Below are 21,135 nucleotides of genomic sequence, written 5' to 3'. Positions count from 1 at the left end.
CCCGGTGATTACAAACCGGCAAGAGGAGCTCCAGCGGCCCACAGGTAACAGACAGATTGACAATTGGTAACATCGCCCTATATTTTCGCGAACCGCGAAGGCGTTAGAAGCGACCCCGCCGACTGGCCCACCCCGACGCCTGATCCGTGACGTCCGGGTCAATCTTCTGCGATACTTGGGTCCGCTGTGCGTCATCTCCAGCACTGGTTTGCTGAACTGACAGGAGAACACCATGTCCAACGAGAAAGCAACGCTTTCGGTCGGAGGCCGAACCCTGGAACTTCCGGTCTATTCCGGTACACAGGGTCCTGATGTGATTGATGTGAGAAATCTGGTCACGGAAGGCTGGTTCACCTACGACCCCGGGTTTGTTTCCACCGCCGCGTGCGAATCGAAGATCACCTTCATCGACGGGGCGAACGGGGTTCTCCTGCATCGCGGTTACCCCATCGAGCAGCTGGCCAACAACGCGGATTACCTCGAAGTCTGTTACCTGCTGCTCCACGGCGAACTCCCCACCGCCGAAGAAAACGAACGCTTCCGCCGCACCGTCAATAACCACACCATGATCCACGACCAGATGAGCCACTTCTTCAACGGGTTCCGCCGCGACGCGCACCCGATGGCCATCATGGTCGGCGTGGTCGGGGCGCTCTCCGCCTTCTACCACGACACCATGGACCTGACCGACGAACACGAACGCGAAGTGGCGGCCCACCGGCTGATCGCCAAGATGCCGACCATCGCGGCGATGTGCTACAAGTACTCCATCGGCCAGCCCTTCATGTATCCGCGCAACGATCTGGGCTATGCCGAGAACTTCCTGTACATGATGTTCGGCGTGCCCTGTGAGGAGTACAAGGTGAACCCGGTCCTGGCCAAGGCCATGGACAAGATCTTCATCCTGCACGCGGACCACGAACAGAACGCTTCCACCTCCACCGTCCGCCTGGCCGGCTCCACCGGCGCCAACCCCTTCGCGGTCATTGCGGCGGGCATCGCGGCCCTCTGGGGTCCGGCACACGGCGGTGCCAATGAGGCGGTCCTCAACATGCTCAACGAGATCGGCGACGAATCCAACGTCGAACGTTGCGTCGAGCGAGCCAAGGACAAGGACGACCCCTTCCGCCTGATGGGCTTCGGTCACCGGGTCTACAAGAACTTCGATCCGCGCGCCCGGGTTATGCGCGACACCGCACATGAGGTACTCCAGGAGCTGGGGCTTGAGAACGATCCGCTGCTGCGCATTGCCCAGCGTCTCGAGCAGATCGCGCTGGAAGACGAGTACTTCATTGAGCGCAAGCTCTACCCGAACGTCGACTTCTACTCCGGGATCATCCTCAAGGCCATCGGCATCCCGACCTCGATGTTCACAGTGATCTTCGCGCTCTCGCGCACGATTGGCTGGTTCTCCCACTGGAACGAGATGGTCAGCGGCAACTACCGCATCGGGCGGCCGCGCCAGCTCTACAGCGGCTATACCAAGCGCGACTATCCCAGCGAGTAACAGCACCCCCGAAAACCCGCTTCCGAGCGGGTTTTCTCGTTTCAGGAGACAGGAGGAGGCAGCGTCCCATGCAGATTGCTTTCATCGGACTCGGGGTCATGGGCTTTCCCATGGCCGGGCATCTGGCCCGGCATGACGGGTTCAGCGTACGGGTCTACAACCGCACGGGGGAAAAGGCACGGGCCTGGGCCCGCGATTACCCCGGCGAAACCGCAGAAGGTATTGCGCAGGCCGTGATGGATGCGGATGCCGTCGTTACCTGCGTGGGAGCAGACCCGGATCTGAGAGCGCTCTACACCGGCGAGCATGGCATCATCGCCAATGTCCCTGAGGGCGCGCTTCTGATCGACCACACCACGGCGTCAGCCAGTGTTACCCGGGAACTGGCGGAAGAGGCGGCCAAGGCCGGGCACAGCTGGGTGGACGCGCCGGTCTCCGGCGGCCAGAAGGGGGCCGAAAACGCCCAACTGACCATCATGTGCGGTGGCGAGCGTGGCGCCTTCGACCGGGCCCTGCCCGTGCTCAACTGCTACGGCAAGGCGGTGCATTACATGGGGGGAGCGGGTCATGGCCAGCTCACCAAGATGGTGAACCAGATCACCGTCGCGGGTCTTCTGCAGGGGCTCTCGGAAGGGCTTCATTTCGCCGAGGAGGCGGGGCTTGACCCGGCATCGGTTGTGCAGGCCATCAGTGGCGGTGCGGCCCAGTCCTGGCAGATGGATAACCGCGCCCAGACCATGATCGAGGGGGAATACAACCACGGCTTTGCAGTGGACTGGATGCGCAAGGATCTGGGCATCTGCATCGCGGAGGCGCGGAACAATGGCGCCAGCCTGCCAGTCGCCGCATTAGTCGACCAGTTCTACTCCGACGTGCAGAACCTGGGCGGTGGGCGCTGGGATACCTCGGCGCTTCTGGAGCGGTTGCGGGCAAACTCCTGACCTACTGCAGGAGCGGACTTGCCCGCGCTTCGCTCGAGCGCCCGCAAGCGGGCGCCTACGGCACCATCAACTGGCCTTTCGCTTGCCGCCCTGACCACCGGATTTCTTCTTCTCCTGGGGCTCCCACCGGCCGTTGCGGTAGTAGGCCTGCCATCCGGTCGCCTTACCGTCCTTTTCGGACGCCACATACTGCTCCTTGGTCTTACGGCTGTAGCGCACCGTTGTCGGGTTCCCCTCGGGGTCGCGCTCGGGCGCATCCAGTATGTAGGCGTACTTGGGATCCAACTCCGCCGCGTGCGGCTTGATCTCGCTCACCAGCGGCGGCCGCGTCTCGCGGTTCTTGGGGAACTGGCTGGCGGCCAGGAACAGGCCTGAGGCGCCATCCCTCAGTACATAGGTGTCGTCCACCTTCTGGCACTGCAGCTCCGGCATCGGGATCGGGTCCATCTTGGGGGGCGCCGGCTCGCCGTTGCGCAGCAGCTTACGGGTGTTCTTACACTCGGAGTTGGTGCAGTCGAAGTACTTCCCGAAACGCCCGCTCTTGAGCTGCATCTCGCTGCCACACTTGTCGCATTCCAGCGTCGGGCCCTCGTAGCCCTTGATGCGGAAGCTGCCATACTCCAGTTCCTGGCCGTCACAGTCGGGGCTGTTACCGCACACGTGCAGCTTGCGGCTCTCATCGATCAGGTAGCTGTCCATGGCCGTACCGCACTTCGGGCAACGGTGCTTCTCGCGCAGCAGGCGGGATTCGCCCTCGCCGTCGTCATCCTCATCCGCGCTGACCGCCTCGTCACCGGGAATCAGGTTGATGGTCTTCTTGCACCGCTCCTTGGGAGGCAGCGAGTAACCGGAGCACCCAAGGAAAACCCCGGTGCTGGCGACACGGATCTGCATGTGCCGGCCGCAGTCCGGGCATTCGATGTCCGTGTCCGTGGGCGCATTGGTGCGCATGCCACCATCCGTGGACTCCGCCTGCTGGAGCTGCTTCGAGAAGCGCTCGTAGAATTCATTGAGAACCTGTTTCCAGTCCTCCCTGCCCTCGGCAACCTCGTCGAGTTCCTCCTCCATGCGTGCCGTGAAATCGTAATCCAGCAGGTTGGAGAAGGATTCGTGCAGCCGGTCCGTAACAATGTCCCCCAGCTTTTCCGCATAGAAACGCCGGTTCTCCAGGCGCACATAGCCGCGCTCCTGGATGGTCGAGATAATGGAGGCATAGGTTGAGGGCCGTCCGATCCCACGCTTCTCAAGCTCCTTGACCAGCGACGCCTCGGTGTAGCGTGGTGTCGGCTTGGTAAAGTGCTGGCTCGGCGTGAGTTCGCTCAGGATCAGGCGATCGCCTTCGGCAATATCCGGAAGCACCACGTCCTGGTCCTTCTTCCCGGAGGACGGCGCCACCTTCTGGAAACCATCAAACCGGATGATCCGGCCCCGGGTCTTCAGCTGGTAATCTCCTGCGACCACGGTCACGGATGTGCTCAGGAACTCGGCGTCCGTCATCTGGCAGGCCACGAACTGGCGCCAGATCAGGTCGTACAGGCGTTCAGCATCCTTCTCCAGACCGCTGATATCCTGCGCCCGGCGCTTGACGTCGGAAGGCCGGATCGCCTCGTGCGCTTCCTGGGCACCCTCCCGGGAGGTGTAATAGCGCGGCTTCTCGGGCAGGTACTCATCACCGAAGCTGGCCTGGATATAGCCACGCGCGGACTGGATCGCATCCTGGCTCAGGTTGGTGGAATCGGTCCGCATGTAGGTAATGTAGCCGGCCTCGTACAGGCGCTGGGCCAGCGTCATGGTCTTCTTCACACTGAAACCGAGACGGTTACTCGCCGCCTGCTGCAGTGTGGAGGTGATGAACGGGGCCGAGGGCCGGGATTTGGTGGGCTTGTCTTCGCGCTTGGCCACGCGGAAGGCCTGCTCATCCTCCGCCAGGGCCCTCAGGCGCTCGACATGCTCATTGCTCTGCTGCTCGTTCGTGGGCCTGTAGGGCTTGTCGCCATACTTTGCCACCTCGAACGGAATGCCCACACTCTTCTGTTCGGGCGGTGTCAGCAGTGTATCCAGCTCCCAGTATTCCTCGGGTACAAAGGCACGGATCTCACGCTCGCGCTCGACGATGAGCCGAACCGCCACGGACTGGACGCGACCGGCGGAAAGACCACGCGCGATCTTGCTCCACAGCAGCGGCGAGACCATATAGCCCACCACACGATCCAGGAACCGGCGTGCCTGCTGTGCCTCAACCCGGTGAGTGTCCACGTCCGTGGGTTCGGAAAAGGCCCCCTGGATGGCACGCTTGGTGATCTCATTGAACACCACACGACGGTACTTGTCGTCGTCACCGCCAATGGCCTCCTTCAGGTGCCAGGCAATGGCCTCCCCCTCGCGGTCAAGGTCCGTGGCCAGGTAGACCGCATCGGCGTTGTTCGCCAGCCGCTGCAGTTCGCTGACCACCTTCTCCTTACCGGGGAGTATCTCGTAATGGGCTTCCCAGTCGTTCTCCGGGTCCACGCCCATACGACGGATCAGCTGATCATGGGCCTTCTGCTGCTTGTAGCGGGCCTTGGTCTCGGGATCCATCTTGCGTGTCTCCGCAGCCTGGCGGGCACGCTCCTTGGGGTCCGTTTTGCGGTTGCCGGAACCACTCACTGGAAGATCGCGGATATGTCCCACGCTGGACTTCACGATGTAGTCATCACCAAGGTACTTATTGATGGTCTTGGCCTTGGCGGGGGACTCCACGATTACCAGACTTTTACCCATAACAGCGAAATCTTCCTCAGAACAGTGTGGTGACCATGGCGCCGACCATGGACGTGGCGACAATATATAGGGATTGGGTCATGGCGGGTCAAGTGACCACAAACAAAAAGCCCGGCGCGTGGCCGGGCTCAAGAGGGCTTGGAAGCGGATCAGATCCGCTCGAAGACGGTGGCCGTCCCCTGCCCCAGGCCGACACACATGGTGGCGACACCCAGGGTACCCTCGTTCTGCTGCATGACGTTCAGCAGCGTGGTCGAGATGCGTGAACCGGAGCAGCCCAGCGGGTGGCCGAGTGCAATGGCGCCGCCGTGCAGGTTCACCTTGCTGTCCATCTCGTCCAGCAGCTTGAGGTCCTTCAGTACCGGCAGGGACTGCCCGGCAAAGGCTTCGTTCAGCTCCCAGAAGTCGATGTCCTCGACCTTCAGACCGGCCCGCTTGAGAGCCTTCTTGGTAGCCGGAACCGGACCATAGCCCATGATGGCCGGATCCACGCCCGCCACAGCGGTCGCACGGACCTTGGCGATGGGCTTGAGGCCCAGTGCCTTGGCCTTCTCGTAGGACATTACCAGCATGCTGGAAGCGCCGTCGGTCAGCTGGGAGGAGGTGCCCGCGGTGACGGTGCCATCCTTCGGATCAAACGCCGGCTTGAGCTCGGACAGCCCTTCCGCCGTGGTTTCCGGGCGGATGGTCTCATCCTGCTCGATCAGCTTGCGGTAACCGTTCTCGTCGTGACCTTCAACGGGCACGATTTCATTATCGAAACCGCCGTTTTCACGGGCCTGTGAGGCACGCTGGTGGGACCGTGCACCAAACTGGTCCTGCTGCTCCCGGGTAATGCCATGCATCTTCGCCAGCATTTCCGCGGTCAGGCCCATCATGTTGGACGCCTTGGCGGAATACTTGGAGGACGCCGGGTTGTGGTCAAAGCCGGACTCCATGGGAATGTGACCCATGTGCTCGACACCACCGATCACGAACACTTCCCCGTTCCCGGTCTGGACCGCCTGGCTGGCGGTATGCAGCGCACTCATGGAGGAGCCGCACAGGCGGTTTACGGTCTGTGCCGCCGCCTCGTGGGGAATGCGGGTCATCAGCGACATCTGGCGCGCGATGTTCAGGCCCTGCTCTTTGGTCTGGTTCACGCAGCCCCAGATGACATCCTCAACTTCCTTCGGGTCCAGTTTCGGATTGCGGTCAAACAGTGCTTCAACCAGCGCCGCGGACAGGTCCTCGGCGCGCACATTGCGGAAACAGCCATTCTTGGCACGGCCCATCGGCGTCCGCACGCAATCGACTATGACAACGTCTCTCGGATTAAGGCTCATAGATTTTCTCCGTTCGGAAATCTGTTCAACGATCAGCCATGGAACTTTTTGCCGGCCTTGGCCATTTCACGCATGCCATCGGTCGGGTGATAAAGCGGACCCAGGTCCTTGTACTTGTCTGCCATCTGGCAGAACGCGTCCAGGCCAATGTCGTCGATATAGCGCAGCGCACCACCACGGAAGGGCGGGAAGCCGATGCCATAGACCAGCCCCATGTCCGCCTCGGCGGCCGTACCCACGATGTTGTCTTCCAGGCACCGCACGGTCTCGATGCACAGCGGGATCATCATGCGCTCGATGATCTCGTCGTCGGTGAACTCCTGGCTGTTGTGAACAACCGGCTTGAGCAGATCATAGGTGGACTCATCCACAACCTTCTGCTGCTTGCCTTTCTTGTCCAGCTTGTACTGGTAGAAACCAACGTCCGACTTCTGCCCCAGCCGGTCCTTCTCGAACATCACATCGATGGCGCTCTTGTGCTCATCCTTCATGCGGTCCGGGAAGCCTTCAGCCATCACCTCATTGGCGTGCTTGGCGGTGTCCATGCCCACCACGTCCAGCAGGTAGGCCGGGCCCATGGGCCAGCCGAACTTCTCCATCACCTTGTCAACTTTCTGGAAGTCGGCGCCGTCGCGTACCAGGCGTGCAAAGCCGCCGAAGTACGGGAACAGGATCCGGTTAACCAGGAAGCCGGGGCAGTCGTTGACCACGATCGGGCTCTTGCCCATGGCACGGGCGTAGGCAACGGTAGTCGCGACCGCCTTGTCACTGGTCTTTTCGCCACGGATGACCTCAACCAGCGGCATCATGTGTACCGGGTTGAAGAAGTGCATGCCGCAGAAGTTCTCCGGGCGCTTGAGGTTCTTCGCCAGGCGGTCAATGGAGATGGTGGAGGTGTTGGAGGTCAGGATCTTGTCCTCGCCGATCACATCCTCGGTCTCACGCAGTACCGAATCCTTGACCTTGGGGTTCTCGACCACGGCCTCGACCACCAGATCCACATCCCCGAAATCGCCATAGTTCAGCGTGGGGTGGATGTTGTTGAGCACATCGCCCATCTGGTCGGCGCTCATCTTGCCCTTCTCAACGCGCTTGCTCAGCTGCTTCTTGGCCTCGTCCAGGCCCAGCTTGATGCCGTCGCGGTTGATGTCCTTCATCATGATGGGCGTGCCCTTGAGCGCGCTCTGGTAGGCAATGCCACCACCCATGATGCCGGCACCGAGAACGGCCGCCATTTTCACCTGGTTGGCCTGCTTCTCGTAGTCCTTGGCCTTCTTCTTCAGATCCTGATCGTTCAGGAAGATCTGGACCAGGGAGGCCGCAGTGCCGGTCTTGGCCATCTTGGCGAAGCCTTTGGCCTCAACCTCAACCGCCTTGTCACGGGTCATACCGGCATGCTTCTGCATGACCTTGACCGCTTCCACCGGTGACGGATAGTTCGGACCGGACTGGCCGGCGACATAGCCCTTGGACGTCTCAAACACCATCATGCTTTCCATGGAGTTGAGCTTGAGCTTGCCGGTCTTCTCCTCGCGACGCGCCTGGTAGTCCAGCTTGCCGCTGTTGGCTTCCTTCAGGATATCAACGGCGGCATCCACCAGCTGGTCGGACTTCACCACCGCATCCACGGCGTGCGCCTTGAGCGCCTTGTCCGCTTTCTGCTCGCCACCCATGCAGATCCACTCGATGGCGTTGTCCGCACCGATGAGGCGGCTGAGACGTACTGTCCCACCGAAACCGGGGAAGATGCCGAGCTTGACTTCCGGCAGCCCGACTTTCGCCTTCTCGTCCATAACACGGAAGTCCGTGGACAGGCACATCTCGAAACCGCCGCCCAGTGCCTGACCGTTGATCGCGGTCACGGTCGGGAAAGGAAGGTCCTCAATGCTGTTGAAGATCCGGTTGGCCTTGAGGCTGTTGTTGACGAGGTCCTCTTCCGGGCCCGCGAACAGCTCGGTGAATTCCGTGATGTCCGCGCCCACAATGAAGGTGTCCTTGGAGCTGGTAACCACCAGACCCTTGAGCTTCTTCTGCTTTTCGAGGGCCTCGGCCGCTTCGCCGAGCTCCCCGATGGTGAGCTGATTGAACTTATTGACAGACTCACCCGTCAGATCGAAGTCGAGCTGTGCAAAACCGCCTTCGATCTCTTTAACCGTGATGGCTTTACCTTCGTAAATCATCAACTGTTCTCCAGGTTGTGATTGGTACGTCGCTGGCCGTAGCGCGATCCAAATTCATACAGTCGTTTGAATCCGGCGCCAACGATGAAAAAAAACCGAGCGTTTGTCAATTTGTTTATTCACCGCCATCCTGCGACATGGCCCCCAGATGCGCCGCCCCGCGGATTGGAAGAATGTGAAAGCTTGCTACACTGTGGCCAGAATCCAGAACACAGACAACAAAGGCGGAGACCAACCCGACATGATGACAGGCACCCTTCGAACACGTCTGCTGACGAGCTTCCTTGCCCTGGCGCTTCTTGCGCTGGGCGCTCTGCCCGCCCACAGTCAGCAGGCGGACGGCAGCAGCGAGGCGGAAAACGAAACCGAAGCCATGGCGGAGCAGCTGCTCGACCGGATTCACCGCTTCCGTCTGCGCAACTTCATGGCCCTGAACGACTACTACAACTACAGCATGGATCCGGAGGAGGAACTGGTTTCCGAGATCAACGATAACATGGAACGCTCGGACGCCCTGCTCGGCGAGATCGGCGACCTGGCCGGCGAGTCGCTCACCGGCTCCGAACTTGAGGATCTGCGCGGCGCCTATACAAGCTTCGAGGACCAGATGGACACCAACATCGAGGACGTTCGCGGCTCTGGTTACCCTGACCTGCGGCTTCTGTCGGACATGGCCAACCAGGCGCAGAACCTGAGCGTGCTGTCAGAAAAGCTCTATGACCAGGTGGCCGGCCAGGAAGCCACCCCCACCGTTACCGACCTGGAGCTCGCCCGGGAAGCCTCCATCACCATGGCCCTGATGGTCACACGCTACTCCGCACGGTCCTCATCGTCCGTGTCCCAGGTCTTCCAGGGTGCCGATTCGGATCAATCACTGGACGAGCTGGCCCGGAAGTTCGAGGACAGCCTGGAGGAGCTCCGCAAGCGCGTAGGGGACAACCAGCAGATCGACGCCACCCTTTCGGACGTCAACAGCAAGTGGCGCTTCATCCGTGGCTCCTACATCGAATATGATGAACAGAACGTGGCGTTCGTGATCAACCGCTATTCCACCAGCATCATCGAGAGTCTGGAGCAGACCATTGAACGCCTCAAATCAGCCTGAAGACCCACGGAGGAGCACCCACCATGAGTGACTATCAACGCATCCTGGTTGCCATCGACCTTACCGAGGAGGCACCGGAAGTGCTGGGCAAGGCGAAGCGGCTGGCGGAGAGCAACGCCGCAACCCTGGATCTGCTGCATGTGGTGGAACCCGTGGGCTACGCCTATGGCGGCGATCTGCCCCTGGATCTCAGTGACCTGCAGCAGCAGCTTGAGGACAATGCGCGCAGCAAGCTGGATGCGTATGGGGATGAGCACGGCGTTGGCCCCGACAACCGGCACGTGGTGGTTGGCCGACCCGGATCGGAAGTACGCAGGCAGGCGGAGGAACGGGGTTGCGACCTGATCGTGATCGGCAGCCATGGCCGTCACGGTATCCAGCTGTTGCTGGGCTCCACCGCGAACTCCGTGCTGCACGGCTCACCCTGCGACGTGCTGGCGGTACGCATCGGCGGCTGATCAGCCGCTGGCCATCTCCTCCAGTTCCACCCAGCGCTCCATGGCGGACTCAAGTTCGGACTCCTGCTCCGAGAGTTCGCCAAGCGTCTTCTGAACCGTATCATTATCCTGCTGATAGAAATCCGGCTCCGACACCTGCTCGTGCAGCTCCGCGATACGTGCCTCCAGGTCCCGGATACGCTGTGGCAGCTGCTCCAGTTCCAGCTTGTATTTGTAGCTGAGCTTATTCCCTCCAGACCCTGAACCGGAACCCGATGTTGGCGCCGCGCGACTGCCCGAGGACTGACTTGTCCCTGCACCGGAGTCGCTGCGGCGCCCGCTTCCACTTCCGGATACTGCGGGCTGTTCCGCCGGGAACTGACCGCCCTCACGGCGCCAGTCACTGAAGCCACCAATGGTCTCGTGCACACCACCAAGACCGTCCAGGAACAGCACGCTCCCGGCGACATGGTCGAGGAACTCCCGGTCGTGGCTGATCACGATCACGGTTCCCTTGAACTCCACCAGCTGGGCTTCGAGAAGCTCGAGTGTATCCACGTCCAGGTCGTTGGTGGGCTCGTCGAGCACCAGAATGTTGGCGGGCTGGCTGAACAGCTTCGCCAGCAGCAGACGCGCCCGCTCACCACCCGACAGCATCCGCACCTGGGTGCGTGCCCGCTCCGGTGTGAACAGGAAATCCTGCAGATAGCCCATGACATGACGGCTGCGCCCATTCACCTCAACGGTCTCACGACCCTCACTGAGGTTCTCGAAGGCGGTCTTTTCCGGATCCAGTTTGCCGCGCAGCTGGTCGAAGTAGGCCACTTCCTGGCGCGTGCCGCGGCGGATCTGGCCTTCGGTGGGCTCGAGATCGCCGAGCAGGAGCTTGAGCAGCGTTGTCTTGCCCGAGCCGTTCTCGCCGATCACGCCGATCTTGTCACCCCGCAGCAGCATGAAATCCAGGTTGTGGATCAGCGGCTGTTCCGCGTTCCAGGCAAAGCCGGCCTGCTGGGCCTCGGCGATCAGCTTACCGGAACGCCCGGCATCCTCCACCTCGATCTTCGCCTTGCCGGAGCGTTCACGGCGCTGGCGGCGCTCGGCCCGCATCGCCTCCAGCTCTTTCACCCGGCCCTGGTTGCGGGTACGGCGAGCCTTCACACCCTGACGGATCCAGCGCTCCTCCTGGGCCAGCTTGCGGTCAAACTCCGCACGCTGGCGCTCTTCATCCGCCAGCGCCTTGTCCTTGGCGTCCAGGTACTGGCCATAGTTCCCCGGCCATGACGTCAGTGCCCCGCGGTCCAGCTCGATGATGCGGGTGGCCATGGCCCGGATGAAGGCACGGTCGTGACTCACGAACAGAACCGCCCCCTGGAACTGGGCCAGCGCGCCTTCAAGCCACTGGATGGCGGGCACATCCAGATGGTTGGTGGGCTCGTCCAGCAGCAGCAGATCGGGGTCGGTGACCATGGCCTTTGCCAGCAGCACACGGCGCTGCCAGCCGCCCGAGAGCGTATCCAGGCGCGCTTCCGGATTGATCCGGTACTGCTCCAGAACCGTGCGGATGCGCTGGTCATAGAGCCAGCCGTCCAGGGCCTCAAGCCGTTCCTGGACCTTCTGCATCTGCTGCAGGTCATCCTCGTTGCTGGCGGTCATGGAAAGTTCATTGAACCGCTCCAGGAGTCGCCCTGTCTCCGGAAATGCCTGGGCCACCACCTGATAGGCGGTCAGATCCCGCTTCTCGGGCAGCTCCTGGGGCAGCTCGGCCACCCGCATGCCCTCGGGCACGGACACCTCGCCGGCGTCCGGCTCCAGCTCGCCGGTCACCAGGCGCAGCAGTGTGGATTTCCCTTCGCCGTTACGCCCGAGCAGCGCCACGCGTTCGCCACGCTCAATGCGCAGGTTCGCGCCGTCCAGAAGGGGTTGCATGCCAAAGGCGAGCTGGATGGAATCCAGTGTGAGAACGGTACTCATGAATTAGTGTCAGACACCTTGCGCAGATAGTTCTGGACAAGCTCCGCCAGTTCATCAGGGCGGAACTTGGAAAGAAAGTCGTCACAGCCCACACGGTCCACCATGGCCTGGTTGAAATCCCCGCTCAGCGAGGTGTGCAGAGCCACATGGAGATGCTTGAGCCGTGAATCCTCACGGATCTCGGTGGTCAGGCGGTAACCGTCCATTTCGGGCATTTCAGCGTCGGTGATCACCATCAACAGCTGGTCGATCCCGCCGTTCTGGGCCATGGCCTGAAGCCGCGCGAGCCCCTCGGCCCCATTGCCCGCCGTCACCACCTCGATCCCGAGCTGCTCGATGGTATCACGCGCCTGGTTCAGCGCCACCGGGGAATCATCGACCACCAGAATCCGTTTGCCCCGGGCCGATGCCACAACCTCTTCATCCACCAGCCCTTCGGAAAGCGAGGTCGTATAGGGCACGATCTCGGACAGCACCTTTTCCACATCAATGATCTCGACCAGCTTGTCGTCGTGGCGGGTGATCGCGGTCAGGTAATGCCCCCGCCCCGTGGTTTTCGGCGGCGATTCAATCTCTTCCCAGTTCATGTTCAGGATCCGCTCGACCCCGCCGATCAGAAACGCCTGGGTCCGGCGGTTGTACTCGGTGATGATCAGGCTTGCGTCGTCGCTGACCTCCTGGGGTTTCATGCCGATGGCCGCCCCCAGGTTGATCACCGGAACCGTGGTACCACGAAGATGGGTTACACCCTCCACGACCGGATGCCGTTGCGGAATCGCAGTGAGTTTCGGCATGCGGATGACTTCACGGACCTTGAACACATTGATCGCAAACAGCTGGCGGCCATGGAGCCGGAACAGCAGCAGTTCCAGCCGGTTGCGCCCGACCAGGCGCGTGCGCTGATCCACGTTATCGAGCAGTCCCGCCATAGGAGCCTCCGAAGGGCAAGGAATTCTCCGCACAGTGTAGCTCAGTGAACGCAGCGGAGGGCCGGAAACACAGAAGCCCGGCACTGGGCCGGGCTTCTGTGGGGAATCTGGAGCGGGAAACGAGATTCGAACTCGCGACATCCACCTTGGCAAGGTGGTGCTCTACCAGCTGAGCTATTCCCGCTTTGTCTGCCGGAAGCTGTGTTGCCCCCAACAACGGCTGTGTATTGTACTCATGCGCAGCCGGGCGTCAATAGATCTTTTCAGATTATCCGCCCACAAACGATGCCCTCTTTCATTTCGAACCCCGACCTTTCAGGCCTGAAGACCGGGCTGTTTCCCGAGCCGGCATCACTGCCCACAATCCGCTGTTTTCACGGATGAAGTCCGGTAACCGGAAAATGGCATGAAGCGTGCGTACTGAAAACGCTGGATCAGTGGCGCAGGCGGCACAACAACCTGTATGACCGCTCCATTCATTCACGACACGGGAACCACCACCATGAAACAGATCCGCCTCGGGTCATCATTCGGCACGGACAACCTTGAAGTCCACACCTGCGACATCCCTGCACCTGGCCATGGCGAGGTGCTGATCCGTATCAGGGCGGCATCGCTCAATTACCGCGACTGGGAGGTCATCAATGGCCAGTATCACACCGTCTATGGGCCTGGCCTGGTCCCGCTCTCCGATGGCGCCGGCGAGGTTGTGGACACAGGGCCGGGTGTCAGCGCCCTGCGTGCCGGCGACCCCGTTATTGCCAGTTTCTGGCAGGGCTGGCACTCGGGGCCACTGGCCGACTCACTGCACGCGGAAACACTCGGCGGCCCACTGGATGGCATGCTGAGCGAATACCGGGTTCTGCCACAACAGGGTCTGGTCAAAGCCCCTTCACATCTTGATTTCGCCCAGGCTGCCACCCTCCCCTGCGCCGGGGTTACCGCCTGGCAGGCGCTGGTCACTGAAGGCGGGATCCAGGCGGGGGATCGGGTACTGGTGCAGGGCACCGGCGGTGTCTCGATGTTTGCCCTCCAGATCGCGCGGATGCACGGCGCCCAGGTCATTGTCCTGTCCTCAAGCGATGCCAAGCTCGCACTCGCCCGCCACCATGGAGCCACAGCCACCATCAACTACCACAGCACGCCGGACTGGGCCGATGCGGTCACCGCTGCAACGAACGGTCATGGGGTCGATCACATCCTCGAGGTGGGCGGCCCCGGAACCTTCGCGCAGTCACTATCAGCCCTGGCCGTCGGCGGCCAGATCAATGTGATCGGATACCTGGGCGGGAAACAGGGGCAGATCAACCCGCTACAGATCCTTCAGGCGCACGCCAGGGTGCGCGGTATCGCGGCGGGGCCCACCAGCACACTGGAGCACCTCTGCATCGCCATTGAGCACAACGGAATCACACCGATCATCGACCGTGAGTTCGACGGGATGGCGTACGCGCAGGCCCTGAACCACCTGACTTCCGCTCAACACGTCGGCAAGATCGTACTGAACCTATGAACTACCCGGCCGAGTCATACCAGCTCAGGGTCTTCGGCTCACTCAGGTGATCGCAGAACAGGTGGCCCACATCCGGCACCGCGTAGCAGCGGTCGCCGCGCCCGGGCTGGCGGGCATTGAACGCGCTGTGGGTGATACCCACTTCCCAGAGTTCCTCGGATTCCCAGCCATCCGGCCTGAGTTCGACGCGCACCTCGGCGCCGATCACATTGATCGCCTCGATCCGGAAGGGCAGATGGGCGTTCTGTGAGGGCTCCTGCGTCAGGCGTACTTCGTGGGGGCGCAGGTAGAGCTCCGCGTCATCGTCATCACAGCTCTCGGGCAGCCTTACCCAGGCCTCTCCCTGGCGCAGCACGCCCCCGGAAATCGCACCGGGAAGCGCGTTGACCTGCCCCAGAAAATTGAACACAAAGCGGCTGTCCGGCTGCGAATAGAGCTCCAGCGGGGAATCCACCTGCTCCACACTCCCCTGACGCATCACAACGACCTGGTCAGAGAGCTCCAGCGCCTCTTCCTGGTCATGGGTGACGAACACACTGGTGAAATGCAGCTCGTCATGCAGCGAGCGCAGCCACCGCCGGAGCTCCTTGCGGACCTTCGCATCCAGCGCGCCGAAGGGTTCATCCAGCAGAAGAATCTCGGGGCGCTTGGCCATGGCCCTTGCCAGAGCAATACGCTGCTTCTGGCCACCCGAGAGCTGGGCGGGATAACGCCCGGCCAGGTGATCGAGCTGGACCATTTCCAGCAGCTCACGTACCCGCCTGCGGATCTCCGGTTTCGAGGGCCGTTCCCGGCGCGGCATCACCTTCAGTCCGAAGGCCACATTCTCGGATACGGTCATGTGGCGGAAGAGCGCATAGTGCTGGAACACGAAGCCGACGCGCCGCTCACGCACATGCAGCCCGGTCACATCCTCGCCGCTGAACAGAATGCGCCCCCGGTCCGGATTCTCGAGCCCGGCAATGCTGCGCAGCAGCGTCGTCTTACCGGACCCGGATGGCCCCAGCAACGCCGTAAGCTGACCATCAGGAATCGTCAGGTCGATGTCGCGCAGCGCCTGGAACTGTCCGAAAGACTTGTTGATCCCGTCGATTTCGATCGTCATCAGAACTCCTCAGACCCGACTCTGACGCCATTCCGCAATGGTTTTGACGGCCAGCGTGATCAATGCGATGCCGGCCAGAAGCGAGGCCGCGGTGAACGCCCCCACAATGTTGTGATCCTGGTAAAGCAGCTCAACATGCAACGGCAGTGTGTTGGTCTCGCCACGGATGCTGCCGGAGACCACGGACACGGCCCCGAACTCACCCACGGCCCGGGCATTGGTGAGAATCACCCCGTAGAGCAGCGCCCAGCGGATGTTGGGCAGCGTGACACGCCGGAACAGCTGCCAGCCACTGGCGCCCAGTACCACCGCAGCCTCCTCCTCATCCCGGCCCTGCTGCTGCATCAGGGGGATCAGTTCCCGGGCAACGAAGGGACAGGTCACGAAAACCGTCACCATTACGATGCCGGGCCAGGCAAACATCAGTTCCACGTCATACTGCCCGAGCCACTGCCCTGCCCAGCCGTTGCTGCCATAGAGCAGCAGATACAGCAGACCGGCAACCACCGGCGACACCGCAAAGGGAATGTCGATCAGGGATATGAGCAGCCGGCGCCCCGGAAAACTGAAGCGCGTCACCAGCCACGCCAGAAACACCCCGAACACGGTATTCAGTGGTACGGTCAGCAGCGCCACAAACAGGGTCAGACCGATGGCATGAAGCGTGTACTCATCCAGGATGTTACCGATGTAGCCGGCCCACCCCTGTGCGAATGCCTGGGTAAAGATCACCACCAGCGGCATGAACAGAAACAGGACGGTCAGGACCACGGCCAGCCCGATCAGGGTCCGGCGGATCAGGGGCCCATCGCCGACGCGGTGATGCTTCGAACTCATCCCCGGCCTCCGTGCAGACGCTTCAGGTAACGCCCCTGCCAGACGTTGATGGCCAGCAGCAACAGCAGCGACACGCCCATGACAACCGACGCAATCGCGCTGGCCGCCGCAAAGTCATATTCCTCAAGGCGCACGAAGACCATCAGACTGATCACCTCGCTCACATAGGGCGAGTTACCCGCAATGAACACAACGGCACCATACTCCCCGAGGCTGCGTGCGAACGAGAGACCACCCCCGGTCACCAGCGCCGGCCACAGCACCGGGAACAGAATGCGGCGGAAGACAGTCCAGTCGGAGGCACCCAGGCTGACCGCTGCCTCCTCGTCCTCAGCCGGCAGCTCCTCGAGTACCGGCTGAACCGTGCGTACCACAAAGGGCACGCTGGTAAAGGCCATCGCCACGACAATCCCCAGCGGCGTGTAGGCAACCTCGATACCGAACTCCGACAGGACGCGACCGTACCAGCCGCTCTCCGCGAAAAGGGTCGCCAGGGTAATGCCGGCCACCGCCGTCGGCAGGGCGAACGGCAGGTCCATGATGGCATCCAGAAGGCGCTTGCCCGGGAACTCATAGCGCACCAGCACCCAGGCCATCAGCAGACCGAACACACAGTTGAACAGCGAGGCTGCAAGCGCCGCCAGAACAGTGACCTTATAGGAAGCCACCACCCGAGGGTCGGTCACAACAAACCAGAACTGCTCCCAGCCCATGCCCGCGGTGTGGATCACCAGCCCGGAGATCGGCAGAAGCAGTACCAGACTGATGAAAAACAGCGTAATGCCGAGGCTCAGCCCGAACCCCGGCAATACACGTCTGGAAACGGGCACGCCCGGGCGTCGGGGGCGGGCCGATGGGTTGGTGTCAGCCATGGATCAGACGGGCACTCCTAGCGGCGCTGAAGCTGGTCCAGCTTGCCACCACTGGAGAAATGCGTCTCCATGGCATTCTCCCAGTCGCCGGCAATCTCCTGGATGGGCATCAGCTTCACTTCCGGGAACTGATCCGCTACTTCCTCTTTCACCGTCTCGTTGTGCACCCGGTAATTGAAGCCCGCCAGCATGCGCTGGGCCTCTTTGGAATACAGGTGCTCCAGATAGGCCCTGGCAACTTTCCCGTTGCCCTTCTTCTCAATATTCTCATCAATCCAGGCGACCGGGAACTCGGCCAGGAAGCTCACCTCCGGAACCACCACCTCCAGGTTCTCGTCCGGGTTGAGCTCCGGGATGTTCATCGCTTCGGACTCGAATGTCAGCAGCACGTCTCCAAGGCCGCGCTCCACGAAGGTGGTGGTGGCGCTGCGGCCACCGGAGTCGAACACCTTCACATGCCCCAGGAGGTCACTCATGAAGGTATCGATCCGATCCTGGTTCTCGCCGAACTCATCCTGGGCATACCCCAGGGCGGCCAGATAGGAATAACGGCCGTTGCCGGAGGTCTTGGGGTTCGGCATGATCAGTTCCACATCCTCACGCACCAGGTCATCCCAGTTCTCGATGTTCTTCGGATTCCCCTCCCGGACCACGAACGCCATGGTGGAGTAGTACGGTGAACTGTTGTTGGGCAGCCGTGACGCCCAGTCTTCCGGTATCAGGTTGCCGCGCTCAGCGAGAATGTTCACGTCAGTGACCTGATTGTAGGTCACCACATCCGCATCCATGCCCTGCAGAATGGAGCGGGCCTGTTTGGACGAGCCGGAATGCGACTGTTTGATATTGACCGTCTCGCCGGTTTTCTCCTCCCAGTGCTCGGCGAAGAGCTTGTTGTACTCGGCGAAGAGTTCGCGGGCGATGTCATAGGACGAGTTCAGGAGCTCCCGGTCCTGAGCCGAGGCCGGGCCAGCCAGCAGGAGAGCAATCGCAAGCACACTGAACCAGAGCCCCACGCGGGCCTTCAGGGTCACTACGGAATCATTGGGCATCGTCGGAAAACTCCCGGTTGGTCCTGAATAAAGGATATTCAAAAACGATATATTAAGCGGTTTCAGTCAGCGCGCAGAGAATAAGTGACAGCGCCTCAATCAACAATGGCCTGCATAGATGATTTTCGATTTTCATTGGAACCGGCGGTTATAGCACGGCCTGCAGGCGGTACCGGCTACTGGCCAAAGGTGGCGCCCTCTTCCAGGAACGCTGCTTCGGCTGCCGTACTCCGGCGGCCCAGTACCTGGTTGCGGTGCGGGAAGCGCCCGAAACGCTCAACGATCTCCGCATGTTCGCGCGCACTCCGGTGGAATGCGCTCAGCACATCCCGCAGGCGCCCCTCCGCGGTTTTCTCCAGCTGCTCGTAGAGGGCAACCCCTTCGCGCTGGATCTCACGGTTCTCGGCGTGCTGGTACGGCATATAGAAGAATGCCCGCTGGATCCTGGGGAGCGCGAGCTCGCGCCCCTGCGCCACCCCTTCACGTGCCAGGCGCTGGGCCAGGGGATCATTTCGGAAGGCCATGGCGGTACGGCGGTAGATGTTGCGCGAGAACTGATCCAGAAGCAGGACCTCGGCAAGGGCGCCGCCAGGCTCGTTACGCCAGTGATCAAGCCCCTCCTCGGAGGCCAGCAGGACCATGGAGGAAAAACGTCGCCGCATGGCCCGATCGAAACGCCGACTCTCGGTGAACCACTGTTCACGGTACGCTTTCCCGGGCACCCCCTCGTCATCGAGGGGGCCGAACCAGAAATCCAGAATATAGGGCCATTCGAACATAACAGGAGGATATCAGCGTACAGCAGGCGCGGCCATGTGGGATTCGTGAACCTTTTCCTGGCCTGCCGCCCCTGCCGATGCCACCATTGAGACCGGTTCAGCATGGATTGAACACAGCGGGAGTACCCTATGAACCAGCACATCCTGATCACCGGCGGCACCGGCTTCATCGGTCAGCTGCTCTGCCACCAGCTCCACTGCGAAGGCCGCAGCCTGACGGTGCTGAGCCGCCGGGAGGAGGCCGAAGTCCAGCGTCTCTGCGGCCGGGTCCAGGTGATCCACAGCCTGGATGAAGTGGCGACCATCCCAACCATTGATGCCGTGATCAACCTCGCGGGTGAAGGCATCGCCGAGAAACGCTGGACGCAGCAGCGCAAACAGACCCTCTGGGACAGCCGCATCACCTTTACGGATGAACTGGTGTCACAGCTGCAGCGCCGTGACGCCCTCCCGGCGGCTATGATTTCGGGGTCTGCCGTGGGCTACTACGGGGACCAGGGCGAAGCGGATGTCACCGAGGCCACGGAACCCCGTGACGAATTCACGCACCGCCTCTGTGCCGCGTGGGAGGCATCCGCCACCCGCCTGAGCGGCGAGACCCGCGTCTGTCTCTCACGTACCGGACTTGTCATCGGCCGTGACGGTGGCTTCCTGCAGCAGATGTTGCCCCTGTTCCGCCTTGGCCTGGGCGGGCGCCTGGGCAATGGCCGCCAGTACATGCCCTGGATCCACCGGCAGGACATGGTTCAGGGGCTGATCCATCTGCTTGATTCTCCCGAGCTCAGTGGCCCCTTCAACCTGACGGCCCCGGAACCTGTCACCAATGCCGAGTTCACCCGGGCGCTGGCACAGGTCCTGAATCGCCCCGCCTGCCTGCCGGTACCCCCGGTGGCGCTCAGGCTGGCACTCGGGGAAATGGCACGCCTGCTGCTCACCGGCCAGAAGGCACGACCGGCGCGGCTGCTGGAATCGGGGTTCGTGTTCCAGTACCCCGCTGTTGAACAGGCGCTGGCCGAGGCGGTGGGATGACCCGTGCGGGCCAGCTCATTCTGGTGGGGCTGCTGGTTGCCCTTGCCCTGCCGGTCACCGCTGAGCGCGCGAACAGCGGAGCGGCCTTCGACGGAGCCAGCTATCAGGCCTGTGGCCAGATAGCCAGCCAGTACATCACCTCCGTACAGCTCATGGAACAGGGGCTGTCCCCGACCATTCTGAGGGATACCCTGCCCGGGCTGAGCGATGCCGGTGCCCGGCGTATAGACCAGCTGCACAGAGCGCTGGATGAGGACGGTGCCGCCGGCACCTATTCCAACATCCATGCCCGCTTTGCCCGCTGCGCCCGCCAGGTGCATGAAACACGCGGGGCCCCCGAGCCCGGAACCCGGGAGGACCTGTTCTACCGCTGTGCCGGTGAGAACAAGATCCGTTATGAAATCGCCCTGGCCGCCTTCGCCGGCGGCACGCTGGAGGAAGTGCGCGGACAGCTGTCACCCCGCCACAGGCCGGTCGCGGAAGCCCTGTTCGAGCGCTACCGCGAGACGGATGCCGCCACGGTACTGCGCGGGATCGGAACAACCTTCAAGGCCTGCCTCCGGGGTCCGGCCACCCAGTCCGATTCAGATAACGGTTGACAGCCCGCGCCGGCTTCCCTAAAGTGCGCTCCCTGTAACGCATTGGCGTCACGTCCCGTTCGTCTAGTGGTTAGGACACTGCCCTTTCACGGCAGTAACAGGGGTTCGAGTCCCCTACGGGACGCCATTTTTTCCCTCCGCTATTCCGTCATTCGCTTCTCAGGGCTTGTCCACAGCGCCGCTGGCTCATGCGACGA

Annotated in this window: 17 protein-coding genes, 2 tRNA genes and 2 pseudogenes; 8 read left to right on the top strand and 13 right to left on the bottom strand. The window is 62.0% G+C overall.

Translation table 11 applies throughout. The features are described from left to right. Positions 1-232 precede the first annotated feature (232 nt). Both gltA and CK501_RS05050 read left to right on the top strand, forming a co-directional pair. Positions 233-1,507 (top strand): citrate synthase, encoded by a 1,275-nt coding sequence (gltA, locus tag CK501_RS05055; RefSeq protein WP_095616664.1) that lies wholly within the window; start codon positions 233-235, stop codon positions 1,505-1,507. A gap of 68 nt (positions 1,508-1,575) precedes the next feature. Then, positions 1,576-2,448 carry an NAD(P)-dependent oxidoreductase gene (locus CK501_RS05050; RefSeq protein ID WP_095616663.1) on the top strand — a complete coding sequence of 291 codons (873 nt, stop codon included), beginning with the start codon at positions 1,576-1,578 and terminating at the stop codon, positions 2,446-2,448. 66 nt (positions 2,449-2,514) lie between these two features. Here the strand turns inward: CK501_RS05050 and topA are convergent, their stop codons facing one another. The 3 genes from topA to fadB form a co-directional block, all read right to left on the bottom strand. Next, positions 2,515-5,208, bottom strand: coding sequence for a type I DNA topoisomerase (topA, locus tag CK501_RS05045; RefSeq protein WP_095616662.1), 2,694 nt, complete (start codon positions 5,206-5,208; stop codon positions 2,515-2,517). Between the two features lie 149 nt (positions 5,209-5,357). Next, positions 5,358-6,533 (bottom strand): acetyl-CoA C-acyltransferase FadA, encoded by a 1,176-nt coding sequence (fadA, locus tag CK501_RS05040; protein WP_095616661.1) that lies wholly within the window; start codon positions 6,531-6,533, stop codon positions 5,358-5,360. A 32-nt stretch (positions 6,534-6,565) separates the two neighbouring features. After that, a complete protein-coding gene (gene fadB, locus CK501_RS05035) occupies positions 6,566-8,713 on the bottom strand; it encodes a fatty acid oxidation complex subunit alpha FadB (protein ID WP_095616660.1) in 2,148 nt (715 codons plus the stop codon). 241 nt (positions 8,714-8,954) lie between these two features. On the opposite strand from fadB, the gene CK501_RS05030 reads away from it, so the two are divergent. Together CK501_RS05030 and CK501_RS05025 are read left to right on the top strand one after the other, a co-directional pair. Continuing rightward, the gene (locus CK501_RS05030; protein WP_095616659.1) at positions 8,955-9,818 is read left to right on the top strand and encodes a hypothetical protein; all 864 of its coding nucleotides are present in this window, start codon (positions 8,955-8,957) and stop codon (positions 9,816-9,818) included. 23 nt (positions 9,819-9,841) lie between these two features. Continuing rightward, positions 9,842-10,276 carry a universal stress protein gene (locus CK501_RS05025; protein WP_095616658.1) on the top strand — a complete coding sequence of 145 codons (435 nt, stop codon included), beginning with the start codon at positions 9,842-9,844 and terminating at the stop codon, positions 10,274-10,276. On the opposite strand, the gene CK501_RS17220 is transcribed toward CK501_RS05025, so the two are convergent. The 5 genes and pseudogenes from CK501_RS17220 to CK501_RS05010 all read right to left on the bottom strand — a co-directional run bounded on the left by CK501_RS17220 (position 10,277) and on the right by CK501_RS05010 (position 13,339). After that, on the bottom strand, positions 10,277-10,684 hold the full coding sequence (locus CK501_RS17220) for a hypothetical protein (RefSeq protein ID WP_408607570.1): 408 nt from the start codon (positions 10,682-10,684) through the stop codon (positions 10,277-10,279). It lies immediately after the preceding gene. Between the two features lie 150 nt (positions 10,685-10,834). Beyond that, positions 10,835-11,362, bottom strand: a pseudogene (locus tag CK501_RS17215) (ATP-binding cassette domain-containing protein); the annotation flags it as partial. Beyond that, positions 11,348-12,181: pseudogene (locus CK501_RS17210) on the bottom strand (ABC-F family ATP-binding cassette domain-containing protein); the annotation flags it as partial. The pseudogenes CK501_RS17210 and CK501_RS17215, both read right to left, overlap by 15 nt. 41 nt (positions 12,182-12,222) lie before the next feature. After that, complete coding sequence (locus CK501_RS05015; RefSeq protein ID WP_095616657.1) at positions 12,223-13,155, bottom strand: chemotaxis protein; 933 nt, start codon at positions 13,153-13,155, stop codon at positions 12,223-12,225. Between the two features lie 108 nt (positions 13,156-13,263). Further along, positions 13,264-13,339, bottom strand: a tRNA-Gly gene (locus CK501_RS05010). 318 nt (positions 13,340-13,657) lie between these two features. Here CK501_RS05010 and CK501_RS05005 point away from each other — a divergent pair. Then, positions 13,658-14,668, top strand: a complete 1,011-nt coding sequence (locus CK501_RS05005; protein ID WP_095617147.1) for a zinc-dependent alcohol dehydrogenase family protein — start codon at positions 13,658-13,660, stop codon at positions 14,666-14,668. A 1-nt stretch (position 14,669) separates the two neighbouring features. On the opposite strand, the gene CK501_RS05000 is transcribed toward CK501_RS05005, so the two are convergent. From CK501_RS05000 to CK501_RS04980, 5 genes are all read right to left on the bottom strand, one after another. After that, positions 14,670-15,773, bottom strand: coding sequence for a sulfate/molybdate ABC transporter ATP-binding protein (locus CK501_RS05000; protein WP_095616656.1), 1,104 nt, complete (start codon positions 15,771-15,773; stop codon positions 14,670-14,672). A 9-nt stretch (positions 15,774-15,782) separates the two neighbouring features. After that, positions 15,783-16,610 carry a sulfate ABC transporter permease subunit CysW gene (gene cysW / locus CK501_RS04995; protein ID WP_095616655.1) on the bottom strand — a complete coding sequence of 276 codons (828 nt, stop codon included), beginning with the start codon at positions 16,608-16,610 and terminating at the stop codon, positions 15,783-15,785. Beyond that, positions 16,607-17,482: a sulfate ABC transporter permease subunit CysT gene (gene cysT, locus CK501_RS04990; protein WP_095616654.1), complete on the bottom strand. Its 876-nt coding sequence runs from the start codon at positions 17,480-17,482 to the stop codon at positions 16,607-16,609. Before cysT ends, cysW begins: the two co-directional genes overlap by 4 nt. Positions 17,483-17,499: 17 nt before the next feature. Then, entirely contained in the window at positions 17,500-18,531 is a 1,032-nt protein-coding gene (gene cysP / locus CK501_RS04985; RefSeq protein ID WP_095616653.1) for a thiosulfate ABC transporter substrate-binding protein CysP, read from the bottom strand. A gap of 176 nt (positions 18,532-18,707) precedes the next feature. Continuing rightward, on the bottom strand, positions 18,708-19,310 hold the full coding sequence (locus tag CK501_RS04980; RefSeq protein WP_095616652.1) for a DUF924 family protein: 603 nt from the start codon (positions 19,308-19,310) through the stop codon (positions 18,708-18,710). Between the two features lie 129 nt (positions 19,311-19,439). On the opposite strand from CK501_RS04980, the gene CK501_RS04975 reads away from it, so the two are divergent. The 3 genes from CK501_RS04975 (at position 19,440) to CK501_RS04965 (ending at position 21,065) form a co-directional block, all read left to right on the top strand. Beyond that, positions 19,440-20,339, top strand: a complete 900-nt coding sequence (locus CK501_RS04975) for a TIGR01777 family oxidoreductase (protein WP_095616651.1) — start codon at positions 19,440-19,442, stop codon at positions 20,337-20,339. Next, positions 20,336-20,938, top strand: a complete 603-nt coding sequence (locus CK501_RS04970) for a hypothetical protein (RefSeq protein ID WP_095616650.1) — start codon at positions 20,336-20,338, stop codon at positions 20,936-20,938. Before CK501_RS04975 ends, CK501_RS04970 begins: the two co-directional genes overlap by 4 nt. A gap of 52 nt (positions 20,939-20,990) precedes the next feature. Then, positions 20,991-21,065 (top strand) — tRNA-Glu (locus CK501_RS04965). Positions 21,066-21,135: the final 70 nt, after the last annotated feature.

The organism is Halovibrio salipaludis, assembly GCF_002286965.1.
GTDB lineage: Bacteria > Pseudomonadota > Gammaproteobacteria > Pseudomonadales > Oleiphilaceae > Halospina > Halospina salipaludis.
Note: the sequence above shows the minus strand (reverse complement) of the source record. Positions and strands in the feature narration are given on the sequence as shown.

Excerpts from the sequence above, each read along its gene's own strand:
- gltA (WP_095616664.1), top strand. The coding sequence starts at position 233 with ATGTCCAACGAGAAAGCAACGCTTTCGGTCGGAGGCCGAACCCTGGAA.
- CK501_RS05050 (WP_095616663.1), top strand. The coding sequence starts at position 1,576 with ATGCAGATTGCTTTCATCGGACTCGGGGTCATGGGCTTTCCCATGGCC.
- topA (WP_095616662.1), bottom strand. The coding sequence starts at position 5,208 with ATGGGTAAAAGTCTGGTAATCGTGGAGTCCCCCGCCAAGGCCAAGACC.
- fadA (WP_095616661.1), bottom strand. The coding sequence starts at position 6,533 with ATGAGCCTTAATCCGAGAGACGTTGTCATAGTCGATTGCGTGCGGACG.
- fadB (WP_095616660.1), bottom strand. The coding sequence starts at position 8,713 with ATGATTTACGAAGGTAAAGCCATCACGGTTAAAGAGATCGAAGGCGGT.
- CK501_RS05030 (WP_095616659.1), top strand. The coding sequence starts at position 8,955 with ATGATGACAGGCACCCTTCGAACACGTCTGCTGACGAGCTTCCTTGCC.
- CK501_RS05025 (WP_095616658.1), top strand. The coding sequence starts at position 9,842 with ATGAGTGACTATCAACGCATCCTGGTTGCCATCGACCTTACCGAGGAG.
- CK501_RS05015 (WP_095616657.1), bottom strand. The coding sequence starts at position 13,155 with ATGGCGGGACTGCTCGATAACGTGGATCAGCGCACGCGCCTGGTCGGG.
- CK501_RS05005 (WP_095617147.1), top strand. The coding sequence starts at position 13,658 with ATGAAACAGATCCGCCTCGGGTCATCATTCGGCACGGACAACCTTGAA.
- CK501_RS05000 (WP_095616656.1), bottom strand. The coding sequence starts at position 15,773 with ATGACGATCGAAATCGACGGGATCAACAAGTCTTTCGGACAGTTCCAG.
- cysW (WP_095616655.1), bottom strand. The coding sequence starts at position 16,610 with ATGAGTTCGAAGCATCACCGCGTCGGCGATGGGCCCCTGATCCGCCGG.
- cysT (WP_095616654.1), bottom strand. The coding sequence starts at position 17,482 with ATGGCTGACACCAACCCATCGGCCCGCCCCCGACGCCCGGGCGTGCCC.
- cysP (WP_095616653.1), bottom strand. The coding sequence starts at position 18,531 with ATGCCCAATGATTCCGTAGTGACCCTGAAGGCCCGCGTGGGGCTCTGG.
- CK501_RS04980 (WP_095616652.1), bottom strand. The coding sequence starts at position 19,310 with ATGTTCGAATGGCCCTATATTCTGGATTTCTGGTTCGGCCCCCTCGAT.
- CK501_RS04975 (WP_095616651.1), top strand. The coding sequence starts at position 19,440 with ATGAACCAGCACATCCTGATCACCGGCGGCACCGGCTTCATCGGTCAG.
- CK501_RS04970 (WP_095616650.1), top strand. The coding sequence starts at position 20,336 with ATGACCCGTGCGGGCCAGCTCATTCTGGTGGGGCTGCTGGTTGCCCTT.